The sequence below is a fragment of the Nitrobacter sp. TKz-YC01 genome (genome assembly GCF_047824785.1).
GTDB lineage: Bacteria > Pseudomonadota > Alphaproteobacteria > Rhizobiales > Xanthobacteraceae > Nitrobacter.
Genome location: NZ_CP181167.1, coordinates 2,324,693 through 2,348,943 on the forward strand (window position 1 = coordinate 2,324,693; position 24,251 = coordinate 2,348,943).

Genomic DNA, 24,251 nt, shown 5'->3' on the forward strand with positions numbered 1-24,251 from the left:
CCCCGCCTATTCCTTGGGAAACTCCAGTCCCATTTCCCGATAACGGTTCGGATCGTCGCCCCACTTCTCACGCACCTTCACGAACAGAAACAGGTGAACCGGCTGGCCGATGATCTCGCCGATCTCCCTGCGGGAGTCGGCGCCGATCGCCTTTATCGTCGCGCCGTTCTTTCCCAGCACGATCTTACGCTGACTGTCGCGTTCGACAAAGATGGTCTGCTCGATGCGGACCGACCCGTCGTTGCGCTCGGTCCAGGTGTCGGTCTCGACCGTTGACTGATACGGCAGCTCCTGATGCAGATGGCGGTAGATTTTCTCGCGCGTGATTTCGGCGGCGAGATGACGCAGCGGGGCGTCCGACATCTGGTCTTCCGGATAGTGAAACGGCCCTTCAGGCACGCGTTCAGCCAGCGCGAGGCGCAGATCATCAACGCCGTCGCCCGACAGCGCCGACACCATGAACGTTTCCTCGAACGCAAGGCGTTCATTGGCCGCGCCGGCCAGCGCCAGCAGCTTTTCACGACGGACGAGGTCGATCTTGTTCAGCACCAGAATTTTCGGATGCGCCACGCCGGCGAGCTTCGTCAGGATGGCGTCGGCCTCTTCATCGATGCCCGCGCGCGCGTCGAGAAGCACGCAAACGAGATCGGCGTCGTGGGCACCGCTCCACGCGGTCGAAACCATGGCGCGATCGAGCCGCCGCTTCGGGACGAAAATTCCGGGAGTGTCGACGAGAATGATCTGGGCGTTGTTCTCGACAACGATGCCGCGGATCAGCGCGCGGGTGGTCTGCACCTTGCGCGAGACGATCGTGACCTTGGAGCCGACCAGCGCGTTCACCAGCGTCGACTTGCCGACATTCGGCGCCCCGATCAACGCCACGAAACCGCATCGCGCGGTCGGGCCGGACTCGCTCACTTGACACCTTCGCGAGCGATCATGGCGGACGCCGCGGCCTTCTCGGCCGCGCGCTTGCTGCCGCCGATGCCTTCCGAGGGCTCCAGCCCCGGCAATTCGACCGCAACGCGGAAGCGCGGGTCGTGATGCGGCCCGGTGCGCTCCACTTCGCGGTAAACCGGCGTCGGCAGCCCCTTGCCCTGCGCCCACTCCTGCAGCACGGTCTTGGGATCGCGCAGCGGCCGCACCGGCTTGCGCATCCGCTCGACCCAGTTGCGCTCGACGAAGGCAGCGGCCGCCGCATAGCCGCCATCGAGATAGACGGCGCCAATGACCGCCTCGCAGATGTCGCCGAGCACGGACCGGCGCAGCCGCGCCCCTACGCCCGCGCCGACCGCACCGAGCTTGACGCCCTCTTGCAGATCGAGCGACTTGGCGACATCGATACATGTCTCCTTGCGCACGAGATCGGCCAGGCGCTTCGACAACTCGCCCTCGTCCGCCTTGGGAAAGGCGCGGTAGAGCATGTCGGAGACCACAAGACCAAGCACATGATCGCCGAGAAATTCGAGGCGCTGATAGCTATCGCAGCGTCCACGCGATGACTTCAGCGCCGAGACATGGGTGAAAGCCGTCGTCAGCAGCGAGATATCGGCGAACTCATGGCCGAGCCGCTGTTCGATCGCCGCCATGATCGCCTTGGTGCTGGTCCGGACGCGCTTCTTCTTGGGGGCAGGCGCCACCGGCTCCGTGCCCGATGGCGCGGCTACGTCTTCGGAAATCGGAACGGGCTTAATGTCAGCCGATTCATCCATCATCGCACGATGGAGAACATGCGATTCCAGCGGACGGCGGCGGGCCAGCGCCAAACCTGCCAGGCATGCTCTCCCTCCGCGATCGAAAAGAAGATCATCTGCGCCCGACCGACCAGATTCTCGAGCGGCACATAGCCGACCGCGGAAAGCACGCGGCTGTCGGTCGAGTTGTCGCGGTTGTCGCCCATCATGAAGAAATGACCGGGCGGTACGACGTAGACATTGGTGTTGTCGTAAAATCCGTTGTCGACGCAATCGAGCGTCTTGTAAGTGACGCCGTTCGGCAGCGTTTCCTGCCATTGCTTGACGCGCGCCGTCGCATCAGAGCCGCAAGGATCCTCACCGACGAAATCCGGCAGCCTTTCGCGCTGCACCGGGGCATCGTTGATGTAGAGCAGCCCCTCCTTCATCTGAATGCGGTCGCCGGGCAGTCCTATCACCCGCTTGATGTAGTCGGTGGTGTTGTCCTTCGGCAGACGAAACACCACGACATCGCCCCTGCTCGGTTCGGAGCCGAACACCCTCCCGGAAAACAGCGGCGGCGAGAACGGGATGGAATAATGACTGTAGCCGTACGAGTACTTCGAAACGAACAGATAGTCGCCGACCAGCAGCGTCGCCTTCATCGATCCCGAAGGGATGTTGAACGGCTGAAACAGGAAGGTCCGGATCACGAGCGCGATGATAAGAGCGTGGATCACGACACGGATGGTCTCGCCGACGCCGTTCTCAGTTTTGGTTCCGGATGTCACGCTCATCTCTTCCCTATGTCGGTGGCCGCCGCCTGGAAGCGATGGCAAAGCGCCTCTATGCGAAACGCGCCCGCTCCGCACACAACGCAGTGAATTCTGGTAGTCGACGAATCCGCAGGCAATTCGTCACGATTTGAGCTGATTCATCCCGATCAAGATACCCTGCGGCATTTTAGACGGTTGTTGGCGGCCACGCAATCAACCGTGTCGCAAAAATCATATAACCATCTGATAAATAACATATTTTAGTTTAAGCTGTCCGGAACCGGATCAAGGTCTGCCCGGTGCGGCGGCCGAAATTATGACGAAAGCCTGCGCCAGCGGCCAGTCATCCGTAAGGCTTACGTCAATGCGGACCTCAAGGCCGGGAGGCGTGAGCAGTTGCAGCCGCTTCAGCGCCCCGCCCGTGAGCATCATGGAGGGTTGCCCGGCCTGAAGATTGACGACGCCCATGTCCCGCCACCATACGCCCTGACGGATTCCGGTCCCGAGCGCCTTGGCGCACGCTTCTTTCGCGGCGAACCGCTTCGCATAGGTTGAGACCACCATTTTCTCATTGGTGGCGCGACGCTCCGCCTTCGCCCGCTCGACGTCCGTGAAGACCCGGTTGAGAAACCGGTCCCCGTGACGCTCGATGACTTTCGCTACCCGGCGGATATCGATCAGGTCGGAGCCGATGCCAATGATCATGCCGTCCGCGTCTTCAGTGTCGCGCGTCCGCGATCCATGGCCGCTCGCATGGTGCGGACCGTCTCGGCGATGCCGACGAGCAGCGCCTCACCCATCATAAAGTATCCGATATTCAGTTCGGTGATCTCGGGCAGCGCCGCGATCGTCTCCGCCGTCGCGTAATCGAGGCCATGGCCCGCATGAACCTCGAGGCCCGCCGACCTGGCCAATGCGGCGCCTTCGACAATGCGGCGCCACTCCGCATCCGCCTTTCCGCTGTCACCCTCGACGACAGCATCGCACCAGCCGCCGGTATGAATCTCGATCACGGGCGCGCGCAGTTTCGCCGCCGCCTCGATTTGCCTGGGATCGGCGGCGATGAACAGCGAGACCCGGATGCCGGCGTCGTTCAGTTTCGCGATGAAAGGCGCCAGCGCATTGTATTGGCCAGCCGCGTCGAGACCGCCTTCAGTGGTCAGTTCCTCGCGCCGCTCGGGGACCAGACAGACGGCGTGCGGCTGGGTGGCCAGCGCGATCCCCTGCATCTCCGCCGTCGCCGCCATCTCGAAATTCAGAGGCTTTCCGATCTCGGCCTTGAGCCGCGCCATGTCGGAATCGCGAATATGGCGGCGATCCTCGCGCAAATGCGCGGTGATGCCGTCGGCGCCGGCCGCGATCGCAGCAAGCGCTATTCGCACCACATCCGGCCGATCGCCGCCGCGCGCGTTGCGGATGGTGGCGACGTGATCGACGTTGACTCCGAGGCGTAGGGATTGAGAACTGGACATCGAATGACTCTTGATCTGCTCCGCATCGCGGGAGCTCAGCATCGCGACGTTAGAGCGGCGGCTGGTCAAATGGAATCAGCGCCGCCGCTCTAGTTAGTTGATTGAGCATCGGATTTATCCCGAAACCGGTTCCCACTTTCAGGTCCGATGCTCTAAAGAACGTGCTCTCTCGAATGAAGAACCGGATGTGGGGTTAAGACGATCGATTGCGACGCCCTTTCATAGCATCCAGAGCGTTTTCGAGCGAAGTGGAATCCGGTTCGCGTTAAGAAAACGCGTCAAATCAATATCATAGAGCTTCGCTTCTAATTCAATCAGAAGCGATAATGCTCAAGAGCGTTTCTGCGTCTGATTGAATCGGCAGCGAACTCCAGTTAACCGTTGACCCGCTCGACCCGCGCCACGACGTCCTTGGCGCGCAACTGGGCGATGATGGCGCTGAGATGCTTGAGGTCATAAACCTCGAGATCGATCGTCATTTCGGTGAAGTCGGGCGAATGCCTGGTCATGCTGATATTGTCGATATTACCGTCGTGCTCGGCGATCACGGTCGCGACCTGTGCAAGGCTGCCGGGTTCGTTGAGGCTATCCAGCACGATGCGCGCGGGGAATCGCTGCGGCGTCGTGTCATCGACATCCCAACGAACGTCGAGCCAGCGCTCAGGCTCTTCCTCGAAATCCGTCAACGCCGGCGATTGAATCGGATAGATCGTGATGCCCTCACCGGGAGTGACGATGCCGACGATACGGTCGCCCGGCACCGCGCCGCCATTGGGCGCGAACTTGACCGGCAAGTCCGGATTGATGCCGCCTATCGGAATCACCGACGGGCTGCGGGCGGGATCCAGCGGCGTTTTCAGTTTGAGTTTCGCCGTCAGGCTCTTCTTGACGCCCGGGCCGCCAACCCGCTCCTCCTTGTAGTCCGGGTACATCGCGCGCGCGACATCGGCGGCGCGCATCTCGCCCCGCCCTACCGAAGCCATGACATCCTCGATCGTGGCCCGCGCCAGCCGGGGCAACGCGCCGGTGAGCTTGTCGTCGGCGTATTCGATCTTCGCGCGGATGAACAGGCGCTCAACGATCCGCCGGCCAAGGCTGACATACTGACCGCGCACAGCGGCTCGCGTGGCGCGCCGGATCGCCACCCTCGCCTTGCCGGTGATCGCAAGCGATTCCCAGGCGGATGGCGGCGCGGACTGGGCCGCCGACGTCAGAACCTCGACCTCGTCACCATTTTGCAATCGCGACGACAGCGGCGCAAACTTGCCGTTGATCTTGCAGCCTACCGTGCTGTTGCCGACGTCGGTATGCACGGCATAAGCGAAGTCGATGACATTGGCGTGCCGCGGCAGCGCGATCAGCTTCCCCTTCGGGGTGAAGCAGAAGACCTGATCGTGAAACAGTTCGAGCTTGGTGTGTTCGAGGAACTCCTCCGGATTGGCGCTTTCAGACAGCATTTCGATGGTATGACGCAGCCAGGCGAACGCATTGGACTCCCGATTGAGCAGTTCGGTCGGCGAGCCCGCGCCGTCCTTGTAAAAGGCATGGGCGGCGATGCCATGCTCGGCGATGCGATCCATCTCCTCGGTGCGAAGCTGCAATTCCACGCGCTGATTGCCCGGTCCGATCACCGTGGTGTGGATCGAGCGATAGTCGTTCTGCTTCGGCGTCGAGATATAATCCTTGAAACGGCCCGGCACGACCGGCCACGTCATGTGGACCACCCCGAGGGCGCGATAGCAAGCTTCGACATCGGGCACCACGACGCGAAATCCGAAAATGTCGGAAAGCTGCTCGAAACCGACCGACTTCCGTTCCATCTTGGTCCAGATCGAGAATGGCTGCTTGCGACGGCCGGCTACGCGCGCTGCGATGCCCTTGTTGACAAGACTGGTTGTGAGCTGGCTCTCGATCTCACCGATCAGGTTGCGGTTACGCTCGGCCAGCGCATCGAGCCGCTGCGCCACCACGCCGTGGGCTTCCGGATCGAGGGTCTGGAACGCCAGATCCTCAAGCTCCTCGCGCATTTCCTGCATGCCCATGCGGCCGGCGAGCGGCGCGTAGATGTCGAGGGTTTCCTCGGCGATGCGCTGACGCGACGCCGGCGGCACGAACTCGAGCGTGCGCATGTTGTGCAGCCGATCCGCCAGCTTGATCAGCAGCACGCGGACGTCATCGGCAATCGCCAGCAGCAGCTTGCGCAGGTTTTCGGCCTGCTTGGCCTCGCGCGAGACCAGTTCCAGCCGTTTCAGCTTGGTCAGGCCCTCGACCAGCGCGCCGATCTCGGACCCGAACATGTTGTCGATCTCGGCGCGGGTGGCCTCGGTGTCCTCAATGGTGTCGTGCAGCAGCGCCGCGACGATAGTGGCGTCGTCGAGCTTGAGGCCGGTCAGGATGGCCGCCACCTCGAGCGGATGGGAGAAATACGGATCGCCCGACGCCCGTATCTGTTCGCCATGAGCTTTCATGGCGTAGACGTACGCCTGGTTGAGGATATCCTCGTTAGTGTCGGGATTGTACGAGCGCACGCGTTCGACCAGGTCGTATTGACGCATCATGCGCGGGCGCGGCGGCTTGGCAGGGGCAGCCGGCGTCGGCGCCGTCACGACCGGGTCGGTCGCGGCCTCCATCTGCCGCCTTCTGCGAGGCCAGCCTGTCATAGAACCGAGTGTCTTCATCGCGCGGAAACCGCCCTTCACCCCCAGTATCTATATCTATCCTATAGCGTTTTCGAGCGACGTGGATACCGGTTCGCGCAACGAAAACGCGTCAAAAATCATCGCCCCGCTTCTGATTCTGTCGGAAACGGAAAGACTCCGGATTGTCCCGGCCGAAAGCCGAGTTCGACGTTCAGGCGCGCCAGTATCATTTCGAAGCCGGATGCATACTCGCGCAGCCGGTGCGGCGATCAACTCATTTGCCTGAACGCAAAAACCCGGACCAGGGCCCGGGCTTAGAGCCTCGCTTCCGATGAAATCAGAAAACAGGCTCTATAATCTTATTTCAACGCGTTTTCGTTGCGCGAACCGGTATCCACGTCGCTCGAAAACGCTACAGACCTCCTGTCGGTGAGGGGCCGATCATTCATCCTCTTCGGGCTGTTCCTCGGGAGGCGCCAGCCCCTCCAGGCCCTTCAGCAGTTCTTCCTCGGTCATGCGCTCGACCGCGACCTCGGTATCGTCCGCATCAACGCTCGCCCCGGCCGAACCGATCAAGGGCACGGTGTCGGACTCGGGCTCGTCGACCTCGACAAACTTCTGCAAGGAATGAACCAGCTCCTCGCGCATATCCTCCGGGGAGATGGTCTGCTCGGCGATCTCGCGGAGCGCAACGACGGGATTCTTGTCGTTATCGCGGTCAATCGTCAGCTGCGAACCCGACGAAATCATCCGCGCGCGATGTGCGGCTAAAAGAACCAGGTCAAACCGGTTGTCGACCTTATCGATGCAATCTTCTACGGTGACGCGCGCCATCGCCTGTCGCTCCGTTGAGGCTGAAACTGGTGAATATACGCGCTAGGTATAGAGCGTTTGAGGGTTTCGCAACAGGGAATTTAACATTTGGCGTGACGGCCTGTCTCTGATACCCGTTACCGGAGCCAGAAGGCCGGCGTCCGGAGAAGCGGAACAGAGTCCCCGATCGGACAAGAATTCGCTTCATTGCTTCTCCATTGTGTCCTCAACGCTGCCCTTGCCTCAACCTCATTGCGCCTATTGTCTTCTTCAATCTGATTCGCGAGACGCGATTTGCATCATTGAACCGTGAGGCTGGGCTTCAGCCGCACCAATAGCGCGCACAACGATCACGAGAACGCTCGATGCCATCTGCCTCCAACAAGATCGCGCTTTTTATCGATGGCGCCAATCTTTACGCAACAGCCAAGACGCTCGGCTTTGACATCGACTACAAGCGCCTCCTGAAGGAATTTCAGTCCAGGGGCACCCTCGTCCGCGCTTTCTATTACACGGCGATCATCGAGGATCAGGAATACTCCTCGATAAGGCCGCTGATCGACTGGCTCGACTACAACGGCTACACGGTGGTCACCAAAGCCACCAAGGAATTCATCGACGCCAGCGGCCGCCGCAAGGTCAAGGGAAACATGGATATCGAACTTGCGGTCGACGCGATGGAGCTGGCCGAGCACGTCGACCAGATCGTGCTGTTTTCGGGCGACGGCGATTTCCGCTCCCTCGTCGAAGCGGTGCAGCGCCGCGGCGTTCGCGTGACCGTTGTTTCCACCATCGCAAGCCAGCCGCCGATGATCGCGGACGAGCTGCGCCGTCAGGCAGACGTTTTCACCGATCTCGTCGAATTGCAGCCGAAGCTCGGGCGCGACCCGGCTGAACGCCAGTCACGTCACCACGCACCGCAGTTCCTGCAGCGCGCCACCGCCGCAGCGCCCCGGAGCGATGACGACGACTTTGAGGACTGAAACGCACCGATCCGGCGCGGCGCCCGCCGGTTCGGAGCCGGGCCACGATTGTCCGCTGTGTCCGCGGCTGGTCGACTATCGCCTCGCGGTTCGGACGCGCGAGCCGGACTGGTTCAACGCGCCCGTGCCGTCTTTCGGCGGCCCCGACGCGGCCCTGCTGATCGTCGGCCTGGCGCCGGGGGTGCAAGGCGCCAACCGCACCGGGCGCCCCTTCACCGGCGACTACGCCGGCGACCTGCTCTACGCGACGCTTCTCAAATACGGCTTTGCCGCCGGACGCTACCAGGCCCGCCCTGACGACGGACTCAAACTGATCGATTGCCGCATCAGCAACGCGGTGCGTTGCGTGCCCCCGCAGAACAAGCCTCTACCGGCCGAGATCAATACCTGCCGCGCATTCCTTAGCGCCACGCTTGCGGCCATGCCCCGATTGCGGGCGGTTGTCGCGCTCGGCCGTGTCGCGCACGATTCCGCGGTGAAGGCGCTGGGCGTCCGCGCCGCGGCTGCACCCTTCGCTCACGGCGCGGTGCATCATATCGGCGCGGTCACGCTCTATGACAGCTATCACTGCTCCCGCTACAATACCAACACGCGTGTCCTGACGCCCGAGATGTTCGAGAGCGTCTTCGCAAAAGTGCGCGCCGATCTGACCCATCGCTGAGGTGCGGGCCATGGCGAACCGGTACCCACCTCGCTCGGAAACGCTAGAACCCTTTCGCTTGTGATTGAATCAGAATCGAGGCTCTATGATATTGATTTGACGCGTTTTCTTCACGCGAACCGGTATCCACTTCGCTCGAAAACGCTATAGAGAGCCCCACTTCTGATACATCCCTATCCCGGCTCCGTGAAGCGGATCCCCATCATCTCGCCGTTTCGCCAGACGCGCTCGCATTCCTTCGGCGCCGAGTTCGGCACCAGCGCGACCCCGAAACGCTTCGGCACGCTCACGCCCGAGGCGATCACCAGGCGCGCGCCATCGCTGGAGATGTCCATCACCTCGCACTCCGACCTGGATCGGCCATCGACCTGGTCGAGTACAAGCCATGCTCGCTGATGCCGGCGACGCATCCGCCGAATGGCACGTTTCTGTTTGACGCGCATACCGGGAGCAGATCACCTCAACCCTGAAATTGCGTTAAACTGATCGTTCAAAGTTTAACGACCGGCTCCGCGGCGGTCAGGTCTTGCGGCTCTATCCCCTCGCCCGCAGCAACCGGCCTTTTTCCCGGCCCCAGTCGCGCTTTTTCTCGCTCTCGCGCTTGTCGTGCAGTTTCTTGCCCTTCGCGATCGCCAGCAGCAACTTGGCCCGGCCCTGCTCGTTGAAATAGAGTTTGAGCGGAATCAGCGTCATGCCTTCACGATCGACCGCGCCCATCAGCTTGTTGATCTGCTTTCTGTGCAGCAACAGCTTGCGCGGCCGCTTCGGCTCGTGATTGAAGCGGTTGGCTTGCAGATATTCGGGGATGTTGGAATTGATAAGCCAGATTTCGCCGTTCTTGGAATCGGCATAGGACTCGGCGATCGTGGTCTTGCCGTTGCGGATCGACTTGACCTCCGTACCGGTCAGCGCGATGCCGGCCTCGACGGTATCCTCGATCGCATAGTTGAACCGCGCCTTGCGATTCTCCGCGACGACCTTGATGGCGCGCTCGCCTTTGCCGGCCATATCCCTGAAACCTCCAGGCGTGATCTTTGGCGGGCGTCGCCGCCCTATACTTTCGCTTTCAGGAGGTCGCGAATTTCGGTCAGCAACTCTTCCTCGCGAGTGGGCTTCGGCGGCGCTGCGGATGCCGCCTCGTCCTTGCGCTTCAGCCTGTTCATGCCCTTGATGACCATGAATAGCACAAAGGCGACGATCAGGAAGTTCAACGTCAGCGTCAGGAAGTTGCCCCATGCCAGCACCGCGCCCTGCTTCTTGGCGTCGGAGAGATTCGAGGCGTTGACGGATTCAGAAAGCGGCAGGAAGTAATTCGAGAAATCGAGACCGCCGGTAACAGCGCCGACGATCGGCATGATGATGTCGGCCACCATCGAGGAAACGATGCCTCCGAAGGCCGCACCGATGATGACGCCGACAGCGAGGTCGACGACATTCCCCTTCATCGCGAACTCACGAAATTCCTTCCACATCGCCAATCTCCGACAGCATTTCACCGACGCGCGCGCGGCGGCAGTTATAGTTTTCGAACGAAGCATGTTTCCCGGCTTGAGCCGGGGGATGAATAATCCGGTTCGTAAAGAAAACGCGTCACATGAAAATCCGGGAGCCCCGCTTCTGTTTCCATCAGGCGGAAAGGCTCCGGTCTCGAGTCAGTTTATCAAACCGGCATGGACCATGGCCTCACGGATGAGCTTTCCGGTCGGCGGGGTCACCGGCATCAGCGGCAGCCGCACGACTTCGTCGATCCGGCCGAGCAGCTTGAGCGCATGCTTTGCTCCGGCGAGGCCAGGTTCCTTGAAAACAGCGTCATGCAGCGGCACCAGGCGATCCTGAATTTCGAGCCCGGTGGCATAGTCGCCCTTCAGGACAGCCGACATCAGGCTCGCGCATAATTTCGGCGCGACGTTCGCGACGACGGAGATGCAGCCATGTCCGCCCGCCGCCATGAAAGCGAGCGCCGTCATGTCTTCACCGGACAACTGGATGAAGTCGGGACCCATCGCGCGGCGCTGCAAGGAGACCCGCGCCAGATTGGCCGTGGCGTCCTTGAGGCCGGCGATGTTCTTCAGTTCGAACAGCCTCGCCATCGTCTCCACGGACAGATCGACGACCGAGCGCGACGGAATGTTGTAGATGATGATGGGAATCCCGATCGCGTCGTTCACCGTCTTGAAGTGCTGGTACAAGCCTTCCTGGGTCGGCTTGTTGTAATATGGCGTCACCACCAGCACCGCATCAGCGCCGGCCTTCTCGGCATGCAAGGCCAGATCGACCGCCTCGCGGGTCGAATTCGAGCCCGCCCCCGCGATCACCGGCACCCGGCCCGCAGCCTCCTCGATGCACCATTCCACGACCTTGCGGTGTTCATCGTGGCTGAGCGTCGGACTTTCGCCGGTCGTGCCGACCGGAACCAGCCCGTGGACTCCCTCGCCGATCTGCCAACTCACCAGACTGCGAAAAGCGGCCTCGTCGACGGAGCCGTTCTTGAATGGCGTCACCAGGGCTGTGTATGACCCCTGGAACTTCGCCCTGCTTGCCATAGTCCGCTCCAACACGTTGCGCGGCTTCGCCGTTTGCCGATTTTGATGTTACATCAGTCATATCGAGTCTGACGCTGCTCCGAAAGGTCCGCGACCTAAAGCAACGGCCGCGATTTCGCCGTTGTCGCGACATAAGAGCCCGATGTCGGTGGTTTTAGTATTTTGTCCACACATTCAATGAAATAGTCATCAGATTTTAGGGGTTCGCTCAATTCACTGAAAAGGGATTTGCCGTGACATTGCCTGCCCGCGCATCAAAGCTACGAACGGCGGCTTTAGGGGCGAGCCTCGTGGCGGCCGCGCTATGGGCCGGAAGCGCCCAGGCGGAGAAAACCGCCAAGGTTCCCGCGCCGAAGTCGCGCCCCTCAGGCAACGCCGTTCCCAAGCCCGCTCCCGGCCATGGCAAAGCCGTCACCCCTCACAAGGACAAAGCCACCGCGGCTCCGGTGATCCAGCCCGCCACCCGCCGGCACGCCACGCTTCCCGCGCCATCGGCTCGCAAACCCGTCCCGAAAGCCGCAATGGCGGCGACATCATCGACCCCGCGCACTGATCTCGCCGCGCTCGACACGATCATCGACCTGACCCGCAGGCAGCGGTCGTCCGAGGCGACGCAGGTCCAGGCTGGCATGACGGACCCGGTGGCTCGCAAGCTGGCCGAGTGGCTTATCCTGCGCAGCAACGATAACGGCGCGCCGACCGAGCGCTATCGCGCCTTCATCGACGCCAATCCGAGTTGGCCCTCCCAGACATTCCTGCGCCGTCGCGCGGAAGCTGCGCTGTGGGACGACCATCGCGACACCGCCGCCGTGCTGGCCTGGTTCGAAAACGAACGGCCGCAATCGGCCAAGGGACGATTCGCTCTCGCAAGCGCGCTGCTCGCGCGCGGAGACCGCGCCCGCGCCGAGCAGCTGGTCCGCGAGGCCTGGCGGACCGATACGATGTCGGCAGCGGTCGAGGGGAAAGCGCTGGAGATGTTCGGGGCGCTGATCACGCCGAGCGACCACAAAGCGCGCATGGATTTCATGCTTTACGGCGAGGACCGCGATGCCGGAATGCGCGCGGCCCAGCGGCTCGGGAAATCGCACGAGGCCCTTGCCAAGGCGCGGATTGCTGCCGACCGCAGATCGTCCAGCCTGCGCGCGCTGCTTGAAAGAGTGCCGAGCGAGCTTCACCGCGATCCCGGCTATGTCCTGGCCTACGTCCAGCTCCTGCGCCGCGAAGAGAAGTTCGCGGAAGCCGCGCGGCTGATGCAGAGCGCGCCCCGGGATCCCAACCGGCTTTATAATGTCGATCAATGGTGGATCGAGCGGCGGCTGCTCGCGCGCAAGATGATTGACGTCGGACAATACCGCACCGCTTATCTCATCGCCCGCGACGCGACACTCCCCGCGCGCGATATCTACAAGACCGAACAGGAGTTTACCGCCGGCTGGATCGCTCTTCGCTTCTTGAACGATCCCAACACGGCCGCCCGGCATTTTGCGCGCATCGGCGTCGGCAGCGTCAATCCGACGGCGCTCGCGCGGGCTGGCTACTGGCAGGGCCGCGCAGCCGAAGCGGCAGGCCGGTCGCAGGAGGCTCGTCGCGCCTATGCCGCCGCTGCGGAGCAGTCCACCAGCTATTATGGCCAACTCGCACGCGCCAAGCTCGGGCTGCCGCAAATCGAACTGCGCAACGTTCCAGGCAGCCGATCACGCGGAATCGAGCGGCTCGAAATCGTACGCGCAACGCAGCTTCTCTACGCTCTCGGCAAAGGCGACATGGCGATTCCGATCCTTGCCGATATGGGCGCGAACGGCGACCCCGATGCGGTATTGGGACTTGGCGAACTCGCCGCGCGCCATGGCGACGCGAGGGGAATGCTGCTCGCCGGCAAGGCCGCGTTGAACCGCGGACTGCCATTCGATTTCTACGCCTATCCGGTCAGCGGCATTCCGCCGTTCAGATCAATTGGACCGGATGTGGAGCGCAGCATCATTTACGCGATCGCCCGACAGGAAAGCGCGTTCAATCCGTCGGTGGTGTCACCGGCCAACGCCTATGGGCTGATGCAGGTGACGCCGGATGCCGGACGATACGTTTGCAAGAAATACGGCGCCAGTTTCGACCTTCGCCGCCTGAAGACCGAGCCCGCCTATAACGCCGCCCTCGGCGCGGCGGAACTCGGCGGCCTGCTCGACGACTATCGCGGCTCCTATATCCTGACCTTCGCCGCCTACAATGCCGGGCGCGGCAGCGTCAGAAAATGGATCGCGCGTTACGGTGATCCGCGAGATCCGGGAGTTGATGCGGTGGACTGGGTCGAACTGATCCCGTTCTCGGAAACACGCAACTATGTGCAGCGGATCATGGAGAATTTGCAGGTCTACCGCGCCCGCTTCGGTGGCGGCTCGAAGCTGCAGATCGAGGCCGACCTGCATCGAGGCTCGATCCAGTAACGCGGGCAACGGCGGATAGCGCCTCGGGCGGGCTGCACCCATAGCGTTTTCGAGCGAAGCATGTCTTCGGGCTTGACCCGAGGATGGACACCGGTTCGCGTGAAGAAAACGCGACGAAATAAAATCATAGAGCCAGATTCTGATTCTATCAGAAGCGGAAAAGCTCTAGAGCGGCCGCCGGTCAAATGGAATCAGCGCCGCCGCTCCAGTTAATTGATTGAGCATCGGATTTATCCCGAAACCGGTGCCCACTTTCGGGTCCGATGCTCTAAGGGCGTTTTCGAGCCAAACCTATCCTCGGGCTTGATCCGGGATGGGAAACCCGTTCGCTCAAAACCCTAAAGAAAGCGACGGAACGTCTCTCTTCTACGGAAGGCAGTCCCCGCTCCTGCCTCGCTCGGCGGCAAATGCGACACCCGCGCACTGAGCGCAGACGTCGCTCACCGTGACATCATGCCTCCGGCGATTTCCCGCCGGAGACGTGTGTTTGCCGTCAGACGCTATATTTTACCAGGTGCGCTGAGCGCGGAACATGACGGACCACATGTCCTGGTCCTTCACTGTATAGTTGCCTTCCGGCTTGCCGACAGCCCAGTTGTTAGGAACGTTCGCGACGCCGGCAAACTTCTGATCCAAGATGCTGTAAGCCGCTTCCGTCGTGAACGTCAGATTTTTGACCGGCGTCCAGCGAACGTTCGCACCGACCTGCGCGATGTTGTAATCCGGATTGCAGGTGGTGAGACCCCCAAGAAGGGCAAAGGGAATTGATACGCCGCACATATAGGCCTTGGCCCCGTCGGTATACCTGATCGATGCGTAGGCGCCGAATATCGAGCTGCTCCAGTGCTGATTCCAGTTGTGGACGTAGCCGCCGCGCATGCCCCAGGTCGTGACCAGCTGAAGATCTCCGTTGGGCGCATAAACGGAATCGGGCGCAAAGCCGAAGCCGATGCTGTCCGTGCCGGAATAGATCGTACTGCCGCCTGCCTGAGCGGTCATATCCTGGATGTTGTAGCGGGTCGCGCCGTGGGTATAGACGCCCGAGATGTTGATCACGTCACCCGGACCCGTCGGAAGGTTCCTGATCGTCAGAGCGAGCTGGCCGGCCCAACCCCACTTGTTTGCGGGACCGCCGGTGGTTTCAACGCCCCCGTAGTAGGCGGGGTTGTTATGATGCGCCGCGACTGACGCCTGGACCAGGCCCCAGGCCTGATCGACGCGGACTTGGCCGACGAAATCCGGCATGGTGGTTCCGCCATAGGCGCTGAGGCCGTAGCCGAGCATGACCGGGGGGAGGAAGACAGGACCGAAGAACGGCGGGACGCCAGTCCATATGGGTGCTCTGCCCGGCGACGCGACCCCGAGATTGAAAATGCCGGCCTGATAATACGCGCTCGGGTCCTGCGCGCTGATCGCGGCTGATACGCCGTTGCCGAATTCCGCAGTGTAGGTGAGCTGGTTCACGCCGGAGAACGCGCCGCCGCCGCCCACGAGTGCGTCGGAGATGTTCATGCCGGGGTAATTTCCCCAGGGAGCGGTGAACTGAGAGACCGCTTTACCCATCGTGAAGCCGGCGAACTGGATGAAGGAGAAGTACACGCCAAGCTGGCCGCCGACGACGGCGCCATTGCCGCTCGCCCCAGCCGGAGACGCGTCATACGCAGTTCCTCCGACGCGCACGCCTCCGTAGCCGCCCGAAGTCCAGGTGAAACCTCCATCGAAATAGGTGCGAACCACGCCGTAATCCGTCGCGGTACGGGTGTCGATGGTCAAATCCGCGCGCGAGCGCCAGGTGAAGGCATTGGAATAACGGTTCTGCGCACCGGCCTGAGTGGCGGTGTTGCCGAAGAAAAGCGGCGCGTTCGTGTTAACGCCGAAGTCGACGCGCGCATAGCCGCCGAGCTTGATGCAGGTGTCGGTGCCGGGAATATAATAGAAGCCCGCGCCATACATGGAGCAGACCTTCACGTACTCGACCGCTTTCGCTTTCAACGGAAGATCAGCAGCCTGAGCCCCGCTTATGACGACCAACCCCGCCGCCGAGCCGAGGAAAAGGCCCTTCATCAAATCATTCATCGTCAAACCTCCAAGTTGCTCTGTCAGAGCGGGTTCGGATCCGCTGAGCGCAACACTCGAAGAAACGTTCCCTCGGTCCCGGACCAACCGCCCGCGTTCGCGCTTATTAAGATCCCCGCTCAATGGGAGCGGGATGCGAACGGGCGCAGCTTCTAAAAACGGAACGACTTTGGGATGCCCCCCTCCGTCGCAAGGTCAGAATTACCGAACCGACCTGCACACGCAAACGAAGGAAGCTGCCGAATGGAATACGTCTAACGATTTTCGCCGCATGTTGCACAAATGGCACGCGCAAATGGTCGCAGCAGAGCAAATTCTCCTACGACGCAGGCTTGAACCGCCCCGAACTGGCCCCGAACGCTAGGGACCATATGAGCCCGCCGTCAGTCTCCACGCTTCAAACCCCGCGAATCATCACGCCTAAGGCAGCCCGCCATATTCAGACGGCAGCGGAAGTTGCGGAGAATCCGATATTGAAGAGTTGGCGTTGCAATGCGGAAGATCTGTTCCGCGACGCCCGCAAATGCAGGAACAGACCGAACTTGCCGCCGCTGGCCACCGATCCGCGTCACAAACGCCCGGGGATTCCCTATACGACGCCTTATTTCGAGATCCGGTGCTTGCGGCTGGCGACCGTGTCAGGCATATCGGTCATCAACGGAGCTGTGGCCGAGTGGCTGAAGGCGGCGGTTTGCTAAACCGTTATAGGGTTGTAAAGCCCTATCGAGGGTTCGAATCCCTCCGGCTCCGCCATTCTGCTTTCACCAACGCAGAAACCGTTTAAGACCTTGAATGGTAAGGTGGTTTTTGGGGTTCGAAATCCCGAATTCCGGCTATATTCCAGACGCTCGGCAAAGGCCAGTTTCAGTACCATTTTCTTGGCGGTTTCGTTATGGTTCTTCCATATATTCCAAGGACTTGACAGAAACTCGCAAGCGAGTTCGAACATTTCATCGAAGGTGCGTTTCGGGCCGGGCTTCTGGCTCAGCTTTTCTGAGGCCACCTGCTTTTCCTTTTCCAGCTTGGCGATCCTGCGCTCATAGGCGCTGATCGTGGATGCGCTCTGCGTGTTCACCACGAGATCGAGAAGCTGTTCAATCTGGCGGTCGAGGCGGGCGACCTCGGATTTCAGCGCAGCCGCGATTTCCTTGGCTTGCGACAAGCGCGTATCCCAAGCGTGCTTGAACATGGCGCGGACGAGTTGAAACGTCTCGGTGCTCGGTGTCATTCGCGTCAGCAATGCCTCGAATTCTGTTTCGATCTTGCCCCGCGGAATCGACTTTCGGCAGCTCTCGCAGCCCTTGGTGAAGCAGAAATAATACGGATGCTTCTTGCCGGTTTTGCTCGTGGACCAGCAAGAGGTCATCGACTTTCCGCAATCGGCGCAGGCAAGCGCGCCCCGTAGGATGAAGTCGGTGCCGCTGTTCGTTCGCACCATCACTCTTGCATTGCCCTGGATGCGTTCCTGAATCCGCTCATATTGCTCAAGACTTATCAGTCCTTCGTGGTGGCCCTTGCGCAGGGTCACGTCCCATGCCGGGATTTCAATGTATCCGGCGTAGTGAGGACGGGTCAGGAAACGATAAACATCTTCGTAGCGCAGTTCGCGGCGTTTCCGTCCCGCCATGAATTCTGGCCGCGATTCCAGAAAGCGCTTCACTTCGGCCTGCGAGGCAAGGTAACCGCTTGCAAAGCCTTCGAGGGCTTCCTGCATGACCGAGGCCATCGGTTCATCGCGCACCAGCAGATTGCCGTGTCCGACAATCTTGTCGAACTTGTAGCCCGGCACCGCATGGAACGGCCAATAGCCACCCATGGCGCGGGCGCGCATCCGTGCCTTGGTCTGCTCGGCATTCTTCAGCCGGTAGTGCTGCGCGTTGAGCGCCTGCATCCCCTCGAAATAAAGCCCATCGGAATCCTGCCGGAATTCCAGTGTGGGGCAATCCATCTGAGCGCCCGTTGCATAGATCGCATCGCGCAAATCCATGTGCGTGCGGATATCGCGTGCAAGACGGCTGATATCGTCGAACACAACGACATATTGATCCGCGCGCTTCTTGCGCTTGAGGAATTGCAGCACTTCCTTGATGCCAGGACGGTTGAGTAATTTTCCCGAGACGGCGCGGTCGTAGACAACCTTGACCACTTGATAGTTCTTAAATCCCGCATATTCCCGGCAGCGCGTCTCCTGACTTTGCAGACCGTCGCCTTTCTTGGTCTGCGCCACGCTGGACACGCGGCAATAGATGATGGCCTTCAGTGGGGGCTCTGAGGTGGACCCGCTTGGTGAGACAGTTTGGCGGCCTGGCTAAGGTGGATCGGGTTCGTTTCTACGCCGCCAATTGCTCCGTCATTTCCGCCATAGCATGGACTTCGTCGGGCGTCCTGCCGGCGAAGGTCGAGTGCGGGCGTCGCCGGTTGTAATAGTCTATCCAGGAGCCGATGCCGCAGCGGGCTTGGCTTCCCGTTTCGAATGTGCTGAGGAAGACGCACTCATATTTGAGGCTGCGCCACAGTCGTTCGATGAAGACGTTGTCCATCCAGCGGCCGCGCCCGTCCATGGAGATGCGGATGCCGGCATCCTTCAGCGTCGTCGTGAAGGCGAAGCTAGTGAACTGCGAGCCTTGGTCGGTGTTGAAGATGTCGGGCCTGCCATGGCAGGCGATCGCCTCTTCGAGAGCGGCAACACAGAAGTCGGCATCCATCGTGTTCGACAACCGCCAGGCCAGGACCTTGCGGCTGAACCAGTCCATGATGGCCACGAGGTAAAGGAAGCCGCGCCGCATCGGGATATAGGTCACATCGGCACACCAAACGTGATCCGGCCGCTCGATCGCCAGGTGCCGCAGCAGGTAGGGATAGATGCGATGCTGCGGATGCGGCTCGCTGGTTCTCGGCGCCTGGTAGATCGGCGACAGACCGATCTTGCGCATCAGCCGCCGGACCCGCTTGCGACCCACGCACCAGCCCTGACGCCGCAGATGCCGGGCCATCTGCCGGGAGCCATACCAGGGCGTCTCCATGAAGGCCTCGTCGATGGTGCGCATCAGTTCGAGGTTCTCGGGCGTCTCGCCGGCGGGCTGTCGGTAGAACGACGCCCGCGAGATCGAGACCAGTTCGCACTGGCGGCGGATCGAGAGCCGGTTGTGATCGGGGTCAATCATCATTCTCCTCCGATCCAGGCTCAGCGATCGAAGGCCTTGGCCAAAAAATCCCGCTCAACGACAAGCTGGCCAATCTTGGCGTGCAGCTTGGTCACCTCGGCTTCCCGGCCGACCTGCGCATCAGCAGCCTTGTCGTCGAACGTCTTGGCCAGGTTCTCGATGGCCTGCCGTTTCCACTGCGTAATCTGGTTCGGATGAAGCTGGTGCTTTGTCGCCAGTTCCGAAATCGTCCGCTCGCCACGGATCGCCTCAAGCGCAACCTTGGCCTTGAACTCAGCCGTAAATCGTCTGCGTGTCTTCATACCGGATCGTCCTTTTCATCGGGCGATCCACCTTATGCCCCTGTCTCAGAAACCGGCACCACCTCAGTCGCCAAGTCTTCGCCATGTTGCCTCGACGATTGTGTCCACAATAGCACCGTGCGGCGCTGATCCGGCGGCGATCTTTCACGTCATCTATATGAGGCTGTCCGCACCGTAGTGCGCCGGGCTCTATTCCGGCGGCTCCTTTGCTGCCGCCTCCACCGAACCCGCCAGTGCGGTTTCGGCCCATCCGGGTGGCGATCCCTGACAGGAAATAATGCGGCGGCGTCTAATCCCGATCGCCACTTTGTGTTGCGCACGCCTCCGCGCGCTGGACCCCTTTTCCAGCTTGCACCGACGAGCAGGGCTTGCCCAATAGCGCCAGTTCCTCCGGCCCGCTCCATTCGACTGCGCTGCAAGCGCCGCAGTCTCCCGTGTTGTCGGAAACCAAGTCGCCGCAAGCGGCGATGGCGCTTTGGAGCCCCGCTCTTTCGGTCCGCCGCCCATGACCCGCCTCCCGGCGGGCTTTTCATGGTCGCTCGGCGCTGGCCAAGGGTTCAGGCGCGGCTTTCCCTTTTGAGAAGCTTCGCCGGATCAACCTTAGAAGAAAGCGAAGACCATCATGAAACTCGACCATCTGCCTCTTGAGCAACTGAAACTCTCAGACCTCAACGTCCGCAAGAAAAATGCGGGCAACGTTGACGACCTCCTGCCCTCGATCCGGAGACTGGGCATCCTGCAACCCCTTCTCGTCCGTCCCAACTGCGAAGGATTCGAAATCGTCGCAGGGCAGCGCCGCTTTCGCGCCGCGTCCATTCTGGCGGAGGATGGCGTTACAGGCCCCATCCCCGTCATCATCATGGAGGACGGCGACGATGCAACGGCCATCGAAGCATCCCTTGTCGAAAATATCGCCCGCCTTCCCATGGACGAGATCGACCAGTTTAAGGCGTTCGAAGCCCTGCGCGGCGAAGGTTTGTCCGTGGAGGAAATCGCGGCGCGGTTCGGCGTCACCGGGCGGCTGGTACAACAGCGTCTTGCCATCGCAGCCATCATCGACCCTATCCTGAATGCCGACCGCCGCGAGGATATCAACGCCGATACCTTGCGCATCCTCACCATGGCGACACCGCGCCAGCAAAAGGCATGGTGGAAATTGTTTAGGAGCGAGGATGAATACGCGCCGACAGGCCGCTCGTTGAAGAACTGGCTGTTCGGCGGAGCGCATGTTCCGGTGGGAAATGCCCTGTTCGACGTGACGGAATACAAGGGTATTATCATATCCGACCTGTTCGGGAACGAGCAGTATTTCGCGGACGCAGATATCTTCTGGCAGATGCAGGATAACGCCATCGCCGCGAAGCGGGACGCTTATCTCGGCAAGGGATGGGCGGAAATCGTCATTCTGGACAGGGGCAAACGCTTCGCCGCATGGGAGCACGAAAAAACGCCCAAGAAGAATGGCGGCAAGGTCTTCGTGTCCATCACGCATGACGGCGAGGCCGCATTCCATGAGGGCTATCTTTCGGTAAAGGAGGCTCGCAAGCGTAAGGCCGCAGGGGAACGCGGCGAGCAAGGCTGCAAGCCCGCCCGCGCCGAGCGCACCGCCGCCATGGACAACTATCTCGGCCTGCACCGCCACGCCGCCGTGCGCGTGGAACTGCTCTCGCACCCTGCCGCTGCCCTGCGTCTTGCCGTGGCCCATATGATCGCGGGTTCCGCCTTGTGGCAGATCAAGCCGGAGGGACAACGCGCCAATACGCCAGAGATCAGGGCGGAGGTGGCGGCATCGAAAGCGCAAGCCGCATTCGGGGAGGAACGCAAAGCCGTGCTTGCCCTTCTCGGCATTGAGGATGGCGGCCCGCTGGTCGATCAGTCGTTCTACTCTCCGCGTTCGTTCGGTGAACTCTTCGCTGCGCTCATGCAGATGGAGGACGCAACCGTCCTGCGTATTCTTGCCTATGCCATGGCAGAGACGCTGGGAGCGCATCACGGGATCGTCGATACGCTCGGCGGACTGTTCTCAACCGACATGCGGAACTGGTGGACGCCCGGCGAGACATTCTTCGGCCTCCTGCGCGACAAGCCCGCTATCAACGCCATGGTGCGTGAAGTCTCGGGAGACATCACGGCGGACGCCAACATACCGGCCACCGCCAAGGTACGAGAGAAGATCGTTATGGAGTGTCTGAGAGGGACGCGCGAAGCGAGGGTCAAAGACTGGCTTCCCCGCTACATGGCGTTCCCGGCGCGGGACTAGGCTTCATTAAATGCTCCGCGCAGGTCGCGCGCGGCAAAGCCATGAAGCTCGTGAACCTCCACATGGTCATTTTCTTCCTTGAGCAGGTGCAGGGCCAAATCCTTGGCTCCGCCGCGCTGGTTGCCGACGAGGATCATTTTTCGAAACCCCGCTGGACGCCCAAGGATTCCATGAGCGCGTCCCGCATCGCCCGGATATGGGCGCAGGCGGCATAAAGCTCCTGAATCAGTTCGGGGCCGAGCGGCAGCGCGCCCATGACCGCCGCCGTTGCGAGTTCATCAAGCCTTCTGGAAAGTTCGGAGCGGCCAAGCTGCGCCAGAGCCTTGCCGAGAGCGACATGGTCTATCTTCGGGGCGGGCAGCTTGCGCGACGGCCTTTTCCCACGCCGGGGGCGATATGGAGTCGCCAAGCAGCTTCCGGCGGATATGCGCGGACAAGGACAGCTTTCCGGCTTCGCGGGCCAGCAGGTCCCGTTCTTCGTCGCTTAAACGGATCGTCAGGGGCTTTGTCGGCGCGTCTGTCCGTCGCTTGCGCTTTCCCGCCGCCGCCCCGTCTGAAGTCGGTCACGATGCCGGTCGCGCCCTGTTCCAGCCTCATGGGGATGGCCCCCGGCGTGTCGGGCCGACCGCTGACCTTGGCGGATCGAAAATCCTTGCACTTTCAGACTTTAAGAGGGTATTCCATTCCTCAAGTTAGCCAGCGAGCGGTCTTCGCAGGGAACGGTATGGGAGTGGCACGTCAACCCGCCTCTCCCGATTCCGCCGTGGTGCAACGGGAGCGCCGACAGCATGGATGCCGCCAGGCGAGAGTTCAAGGACGCGTGGGAGAGGTTCTATGCGTCCCTGACGCCTGAGCGTATCAGACGCTGGCACCTTATCGAAGACTTGGCCTTGTCGAATAAGTGGTGGCTGGAATGAACTGGTCCGCCTTTTCCAGGACCTGATTAGGACGCCCGACGGGTCCATCAGGAGCATTGGCGAGGAATCCGCAAGCAAGACGCCACCCGAGCACATTCGAAGGCTATGCCGGGCTGATCAGGGGACCACAAGAACGGGGATAGACGCGGTTGCAAGAACTTCGGCGGTTTGACTGCCTAAAAGGACACTCTTGATCCCGCGGCGCCGATGAGAGGCCATGACGATCAGGCTGCAACCGTTCTTCTTCGCCACATCGACGATAGCTGCGGCCGGCGAGACGTTCTGGGTATGGAATGTCTCGACGGTCAATCCCATTTCTTCCGCCATCGCTTTGGCTGCCGAAAGGATAGCTTTTGCATGCCGCGCGCCGGCATCTTCATGCCGATCCTGATCAATACCAACCTTACCCCATTCGCTTTCGCCAATAGAGGGAACGGGAGGCTGCTCCGTCACAGTGATGATTGTAACCTTGCCGCCGTATCCGTCGGCCAGCGACAGACCATAGTCGACACCTTTCTGTGCCAGCTCGGAGCCGTCAGTGGGAATGAGAATATGACTGTGCATAGCGAGACCCCTCAGCCTCAAAAATCCGGAACAATCATAACCATCACTTCTCATCTCAACAAGAAGTCTCTGCTACGTGAATTGAACCTCACCCTTCGGCCATGACGCGGTGAAGGCCCGGGCCCGGGGGCAAGGGGTGACGCGGCCTCACGTCGGCTTGCGCAGCCAAGCTGGCAGCGCAAAGCAGCGTCGCCAAAATGACGATAACTCACATAGCTTCTCCTCGGATATGCTCTGGTGGCCGGGCATCATCAGTGTCGCCGGCTAAGGGGGCTGTCGGTTCTAATACCCTAGGCTGGCAGCCCCGTTTATCCGCGCAGCCAGGCGGTGCTACTGGCTGGCGCTTGCCTCGCTGCGGTCGAGCGGTCTTTGGCGAGCAGGCCCGGGCGAGCATACCCGCATGGGGAGAACGCAGAAACGTGATCGCCCTACGCTGCGACGATCCAGATTTCCACACTTGCTCCTTGATTTAAGCGTTGCATGACATAGCGTTTAGGTTGCTCGGCAGTGGAGATTTTATATGTCCCGGGGCTTTGGTGCGATTCAACGCGCGGTGCTCGACGCGTTATCGGACAAACTGATCATCACTCTCTCGACACTCGACCTCGCTCACATCGTCAACGGCGGCGTGCGAAGCAGATCGATGATTGCATCGGTTCACCGCGCACTTCGAACCTTGGAAGCCGTGGGCAAGGTCATCCGTCTCGATGGAAGATGGGCTCTCGCGTCGCGACAAAGGGAAGCTCGAAGCCACAGGTACAGACAACAACCCGCGTCGCCGGTGCAGCAGAGAAACGAACGATTGAAACTGATCTCGAAGATTCTTGGAATGCTGGGATCATCTCAGGACGGTGAGATTCTGGCGGCCGCGAAGAAAGCGGAAGCCAAGCGGGTCGAGCTAGGTTTATCCTGGGACGATATCATCCTGGGAGACTCTTACTCGACCATCTGAAAGCGGCGCCCCGAA

The 24,251-nt window shown here is 61.2% G+C and carries 22 protein-coding genes, 1 tRNA gene and 1 pseudogene; 7 read left to right on the top strand and 17 right to left on the bottom strand.

The window, feature by feature from the left end:
• Positions 1 to 6: 6 nt before the first annotated feature.
• The 7 genes from era to rpoZ form a co-directional block, all read right to left on the bottom strand.
• Positions 7 to 918 (bottom strand): GTPase Era, encoded by a 912-nt coding sequence (gene era / locus ACMYR2_RS10985; RefSeq protein WP_347263998.1) that lies wholly within the window; start codon positions 916 to 918, stop codon positions 7 to 9.
• Positions 915 to 1,715 carry a ribonuclease III gene (gene rnc / locus ACMYR2_RS10990; protein ID WP_347263997.1) on the bottom strand — a complete coding sequence of 267 codons (801 nt, stop codon included), beginning with the start codon at positions 1,713 to 1,715 and terminating at the stop codon, positions 915 to 917. The genes era and rnc overlap by 4 nt, the downstream gene beginning before the upstream one ends.
• The gene (lepB, locus tag ACMYR2_RS10995) at positions 1,712 to 2,470 is read right to left on the bottom strand and encodes a signal peptidase I (RefSeq protein WP_141383716.1); all 759 of its coding nucleotides are present in this window, start codon (positions 2,468 to 2,470) and stop codon (positions 1,712 to 1,714) included. Before lepB ends, rnc begins: the two co-directional genes overlap by 4 nt.
• Before the next feature lie 264 nt (positions 2,471 to 2,734).
• On the bottom strand, positions 2,735 to 3,154 hold the full coding sequence (gene acpS, locus ACMYR2_RS11000) for a holo-ACP synthase (protein ID WP_347263996.1): 420 nt from the start codon (positions 3,152 to 3,154) through the stop codon (positions 2,735 to 2,737).
• Positions 3,151 to 3,921, bottom strand: coding sequence for a pyridoxine 5'-phosphate synthase (locus ACMYR2_RS11005; protein ID WP_141383718.1), 771 nt, complete (start codon positions 3,919 to 3,921; stop codon positions 3,151 to 3,153). The genes acpS and ACMYR2_RS11005 overlap by 4 nt, the downstream gene beginning before the upstream one ends.
• A gap of 374 nt (positions 3,922 to 4,295) precedes the next feature.
• Positions 4,296 to 6,551, bottom strand: coding sequence for a bifunctional (p)ppGpp synthetase/guanosine-3',5'-bis(diphosphate) 3'-pyrophosphohydrolase (locus tag ACMYR2_RS11010; protein ID WP_347263995.1), 2,256 nt, complete (start codon positions 6,549 to 6,551; stop codon positions 4,296 to 4,298).
• A gap of 450 nt (positions 6,552 to 7,001) precedes the next feature.
• Positions 7,002 to 7,394: a DNA-directed RNA polymerase subunit omega gene (gene rpoZ / locus ACMYR2_RS11015; protein ID WP_011315179.1), complete on the bottom strand. Its 393-nt coding sequence runs from the start codon at positions 7,392 to 7,394 to the stop codon at positions 7,002 to 7,004.
• A gap of 344 nt (positions 7,395 to 7,738) precedes the next feature.
• On the opposite strand from rpoZ, the gene ACMYR2_RS11020 reads away from it, so the two are divergent.
• Both ACMYR2_RS11020 and ACMYR2_RS11025 read left to right on the top strand, forming a co-directional pair.
• Complete coding sequence (locus ACMYR2_RS11020) at positions 7,739 to 8,356, top strand: NYN domain-containing protein (protein ID WP_347263994.1); 618 nt, start codon at positions 7,739 to 7,741, stop codon at positions 8,354 to 8,356.
• Positions 8,334 to 9,017, top strand: coding sequence for a uracil-DNA glycosylase (locus ACMYR2_RS11025; protein ID WP_347263993.1), 684 nt, complete (start codon positions 8,334 to 8,336; stop codon positions 9,015 to 9,017). The genes ACMYR2_RS11020 and ACMYR2_RS11025 overlap by 23 nt, the downstream gene beginning before the upstream one ends.
• Positions 9,018 to 9,190: 173 nt before the next feature.
• Here ACMYR2_RS11025 and ACMYR2_RS11030 read toward each other — a convergent pair whose 3' ends face one another.
• From ACMYR2_RS11030 to dapA, 4 genes are all read right to left on the bottom strand, one after another.
• On the bottom strand, positions 9,191 to 9,355 hold the full coding sequence (locus ACMYR2_RS11030) for a hypothetical protein (protein WP_347263992.1): 165 nt from the start codon (positions 9,353 to 9,355) through the stop codon (positions 9,191 to 9,193).
• Between the two features lie 196 nt (positions 9,356 to 9,551).
• Positions 9,552 to 10,025, bottom strand: a complete 474-nt coding sequence (gene smpB / locus ACMYR2_RS11035; RefSeq protein ID WP_347263991.1) for an SsrA-binding protein SmpB — start codon at positions 10,023 to 10,025, stop codon at positions 9,552 to 9,554.
• A gap of 44 nt (positions 10,026 to 10,069) precedes the next feature.
• Positions 10,070 to 10,489 carry a large conductance mechanosensitive channel protein MscL gene (gene mscL / locus ACMYR2_RS11040; protein WP_347263990.1) on the bottom strand — a complete coding sequence of 140 codons (420 nt, stop codon included), beginning with the start codon at positions 10,487 to 10,489 and terminating at the stop codon, positions 10,070 to 10,072.
• A gap of 180 nt (positions 10,490 to 10,669) precedes the next feature.
• The gene (dapA, locus tag ACMYR2_RS11045) at positions 10,670 to 11,560 is read right to left on the bottom strand and encodes a 4-hydroxy-tetrahydrodipicolinate synthase (protein WP_347263989.1); all 891 of its coding nucleotides are present in this window, start codon (positions 11,558 to 11,560) and stop codon (positions 10,670 to 10,672) included.
• Between the two features lie 233 nt (positions 11,561 to 11,793).
• On the opposite strand from dapA, the gene ACMYR2_RS11050 reads away from it, so the two are divergent.
• Positions 11,794 to 14,001: a transglycosylase SLT domain-containing protein gene (locus ACMYR2_RS11050; protein WP_347263988.1), complete on the top strand. Its 2,208-nt coding sequence runs from the start codon at positions 11,794 to 11,796 to the stop codon at positions 13,999 to 14,001.
• A gap of 507 nt (positions 14,002 to 14,508) precedes the next feature.
• Here the strand turns inward: ACMYR2_RS11050 and ACMYR2_RS11055 are convergent.
• On the bottom strand, positions 14,509 to 16,077 hold the full coding sequence (locus tag ACMYR2_RS11055) for a porin (protein ID WP_416192909.1): 1,569 nt from the start codon (positions 16,075 to 16,077) through the stop codon (positions 14,509 to 14,511).
• Between the two features lie 332 nt (positions 16,078 to 16,409).
• Here ACMYR2_RS11055 and ACMYR2_RS11060 point away from each other — a divergent pair, with 332 nt between their 5' ends.
• Positions 16,410 to 16,775 carry a hypothetical protein gene (locus tag ACMYR2_RS11060; protein WP_347263986.1) on the top strand — a complete coding sequence of 122 codons (366 nt, stop codon included), beginning with the start codon at positions 16,410 to 16,412 and terminating at the stop codon, positions 16,773 to 16,775.
• Positions 16,737 to 16,830 (top strand) — tRNA-Ser (locus tag ACMYR2_RS11065). The genes ACMYR2_RS11060 and ACMYR2_RS11065 overlap by 39 nt, the downstream gene beginning before the upstream one ends.
• A 544-nt stretch (positions 16,831 to 17,374) precedes the next feature.
• Here the strand turns inward: ACMYR2_RS11065 and ACMYR2_RS11070 are convergent.
• Positions 17,375 to 18,313, bottom strand: a pseudogene (locus ACMYR2_RS11070) (recombinase family protein); the annotation flags it as partial.
• A 94-nt stretch (positions 18,314 to 18,407) separates the two neighbouring features.
• Positions 18,408 to 19,543 (bottom strand): IS3 family transposase gene (locus ACMYR2_RS11075; RefSeq protein WP_416192834.1). Its coding sequence is split into 2 segments (ribosomal slippage): positions 18,408 to 19,273 and positions 19,273 to 19,543, totalling 1,137 coding nucleotides; the frame shifts between segments, so codons are not numbered across the junction.
• 622 nt (positions 19,544 to 20,165) lie between these two features.
• On the opposite strand from ACMYR2_RS11075, the gene ACMYR2_RS11080 reads away from it, so the two are divergent.
• Positions 20,166 to 21,803 carry a ParB/RepB/Spo0J family partition protein gene (locus ACMYR2_RS11080; RefSeq protein WP_416192910.1) on the top strand — a complete coding sequence of 546 codons (1,638 nt, stop codon included), beginning with the start codon at positions 20,166 to 20,168 and terminating at the stop codon, positions 21,801 to 21,803.
• Here ACMYR2_RS11080 and ACMYR2_RS11085 read toward each other — a convergent pair.
• The 3 genes from ACMYR2_RS11085 to ACMYR2_RS11095 all read right to left on the bottom strand — a co-directional run bounded on the left by ACMYR2_RS11085 (position 21,800) and on the right by ACMYR2_RS11095 (position 23,284).
• The gene (locus ACMYR2_RS11085) at positions 21,800 to 21,940 is read right to left on the bottom strand and encodes a hypothetical protein (RefSeq protein ID WP_347264263.1); all 141 of its coding nucleotides are present in this window, start codon (positions 21,938 to 21,940) and stop codon (positions 21,800 to 21,802) included. The genes ACMYR2_RS11080 and ACMYR2_RS11085 overlap by 4 nt on opposite strands.
• The gene (locus tag ACMYR2_RS11090) at positions 21,937 to 22,212 is read right to left on the bottom strand and encodes a hypothetical protein (protein ID WP_347264264.1); all 276 of its coding nucleotides are present in this window, start codon (positions 22,210 to 22,212) and stop codon (positions 21,937 to 21,939) included. Before ACMYR2_RS11090 ends, ACMYR2_RS11085 begins: the two co-directional genes overlap by 4 nt.
• Before the next feature lie 625 nt (positions 22,213 to 22,837).
• Positions 22,838 to 23,284, bottom strand: a complete 447-nt coding sequence (locus tag ACMYR2_RS11095) for a universal stress protein (protein ID WP_347264265.1) — start codon at positions 23,282 to 23,284, stop codon at positions 22,838 to 22,840.
• A gap of 520 nt (positions 23,285 to 23,804) precedes the next feature.
• On the opposite strand from ACMYR2_RS11095, the gene ACMYR2_RS11100 reads away from it, so the two are divergent.
• A complete protein-coding gene (locus tag ACMYR2_RS11100) occupies positions 23,805 to 24,236 on the top strand; it encodes a hypothetical protein (RefSeq protein ID WP_347264266.1) in 432 nt (143 codons plus the stop codon).
• The last annotated feature ends 15 nt before the right edge of the window (positions 24,237 to 24,251 follow it).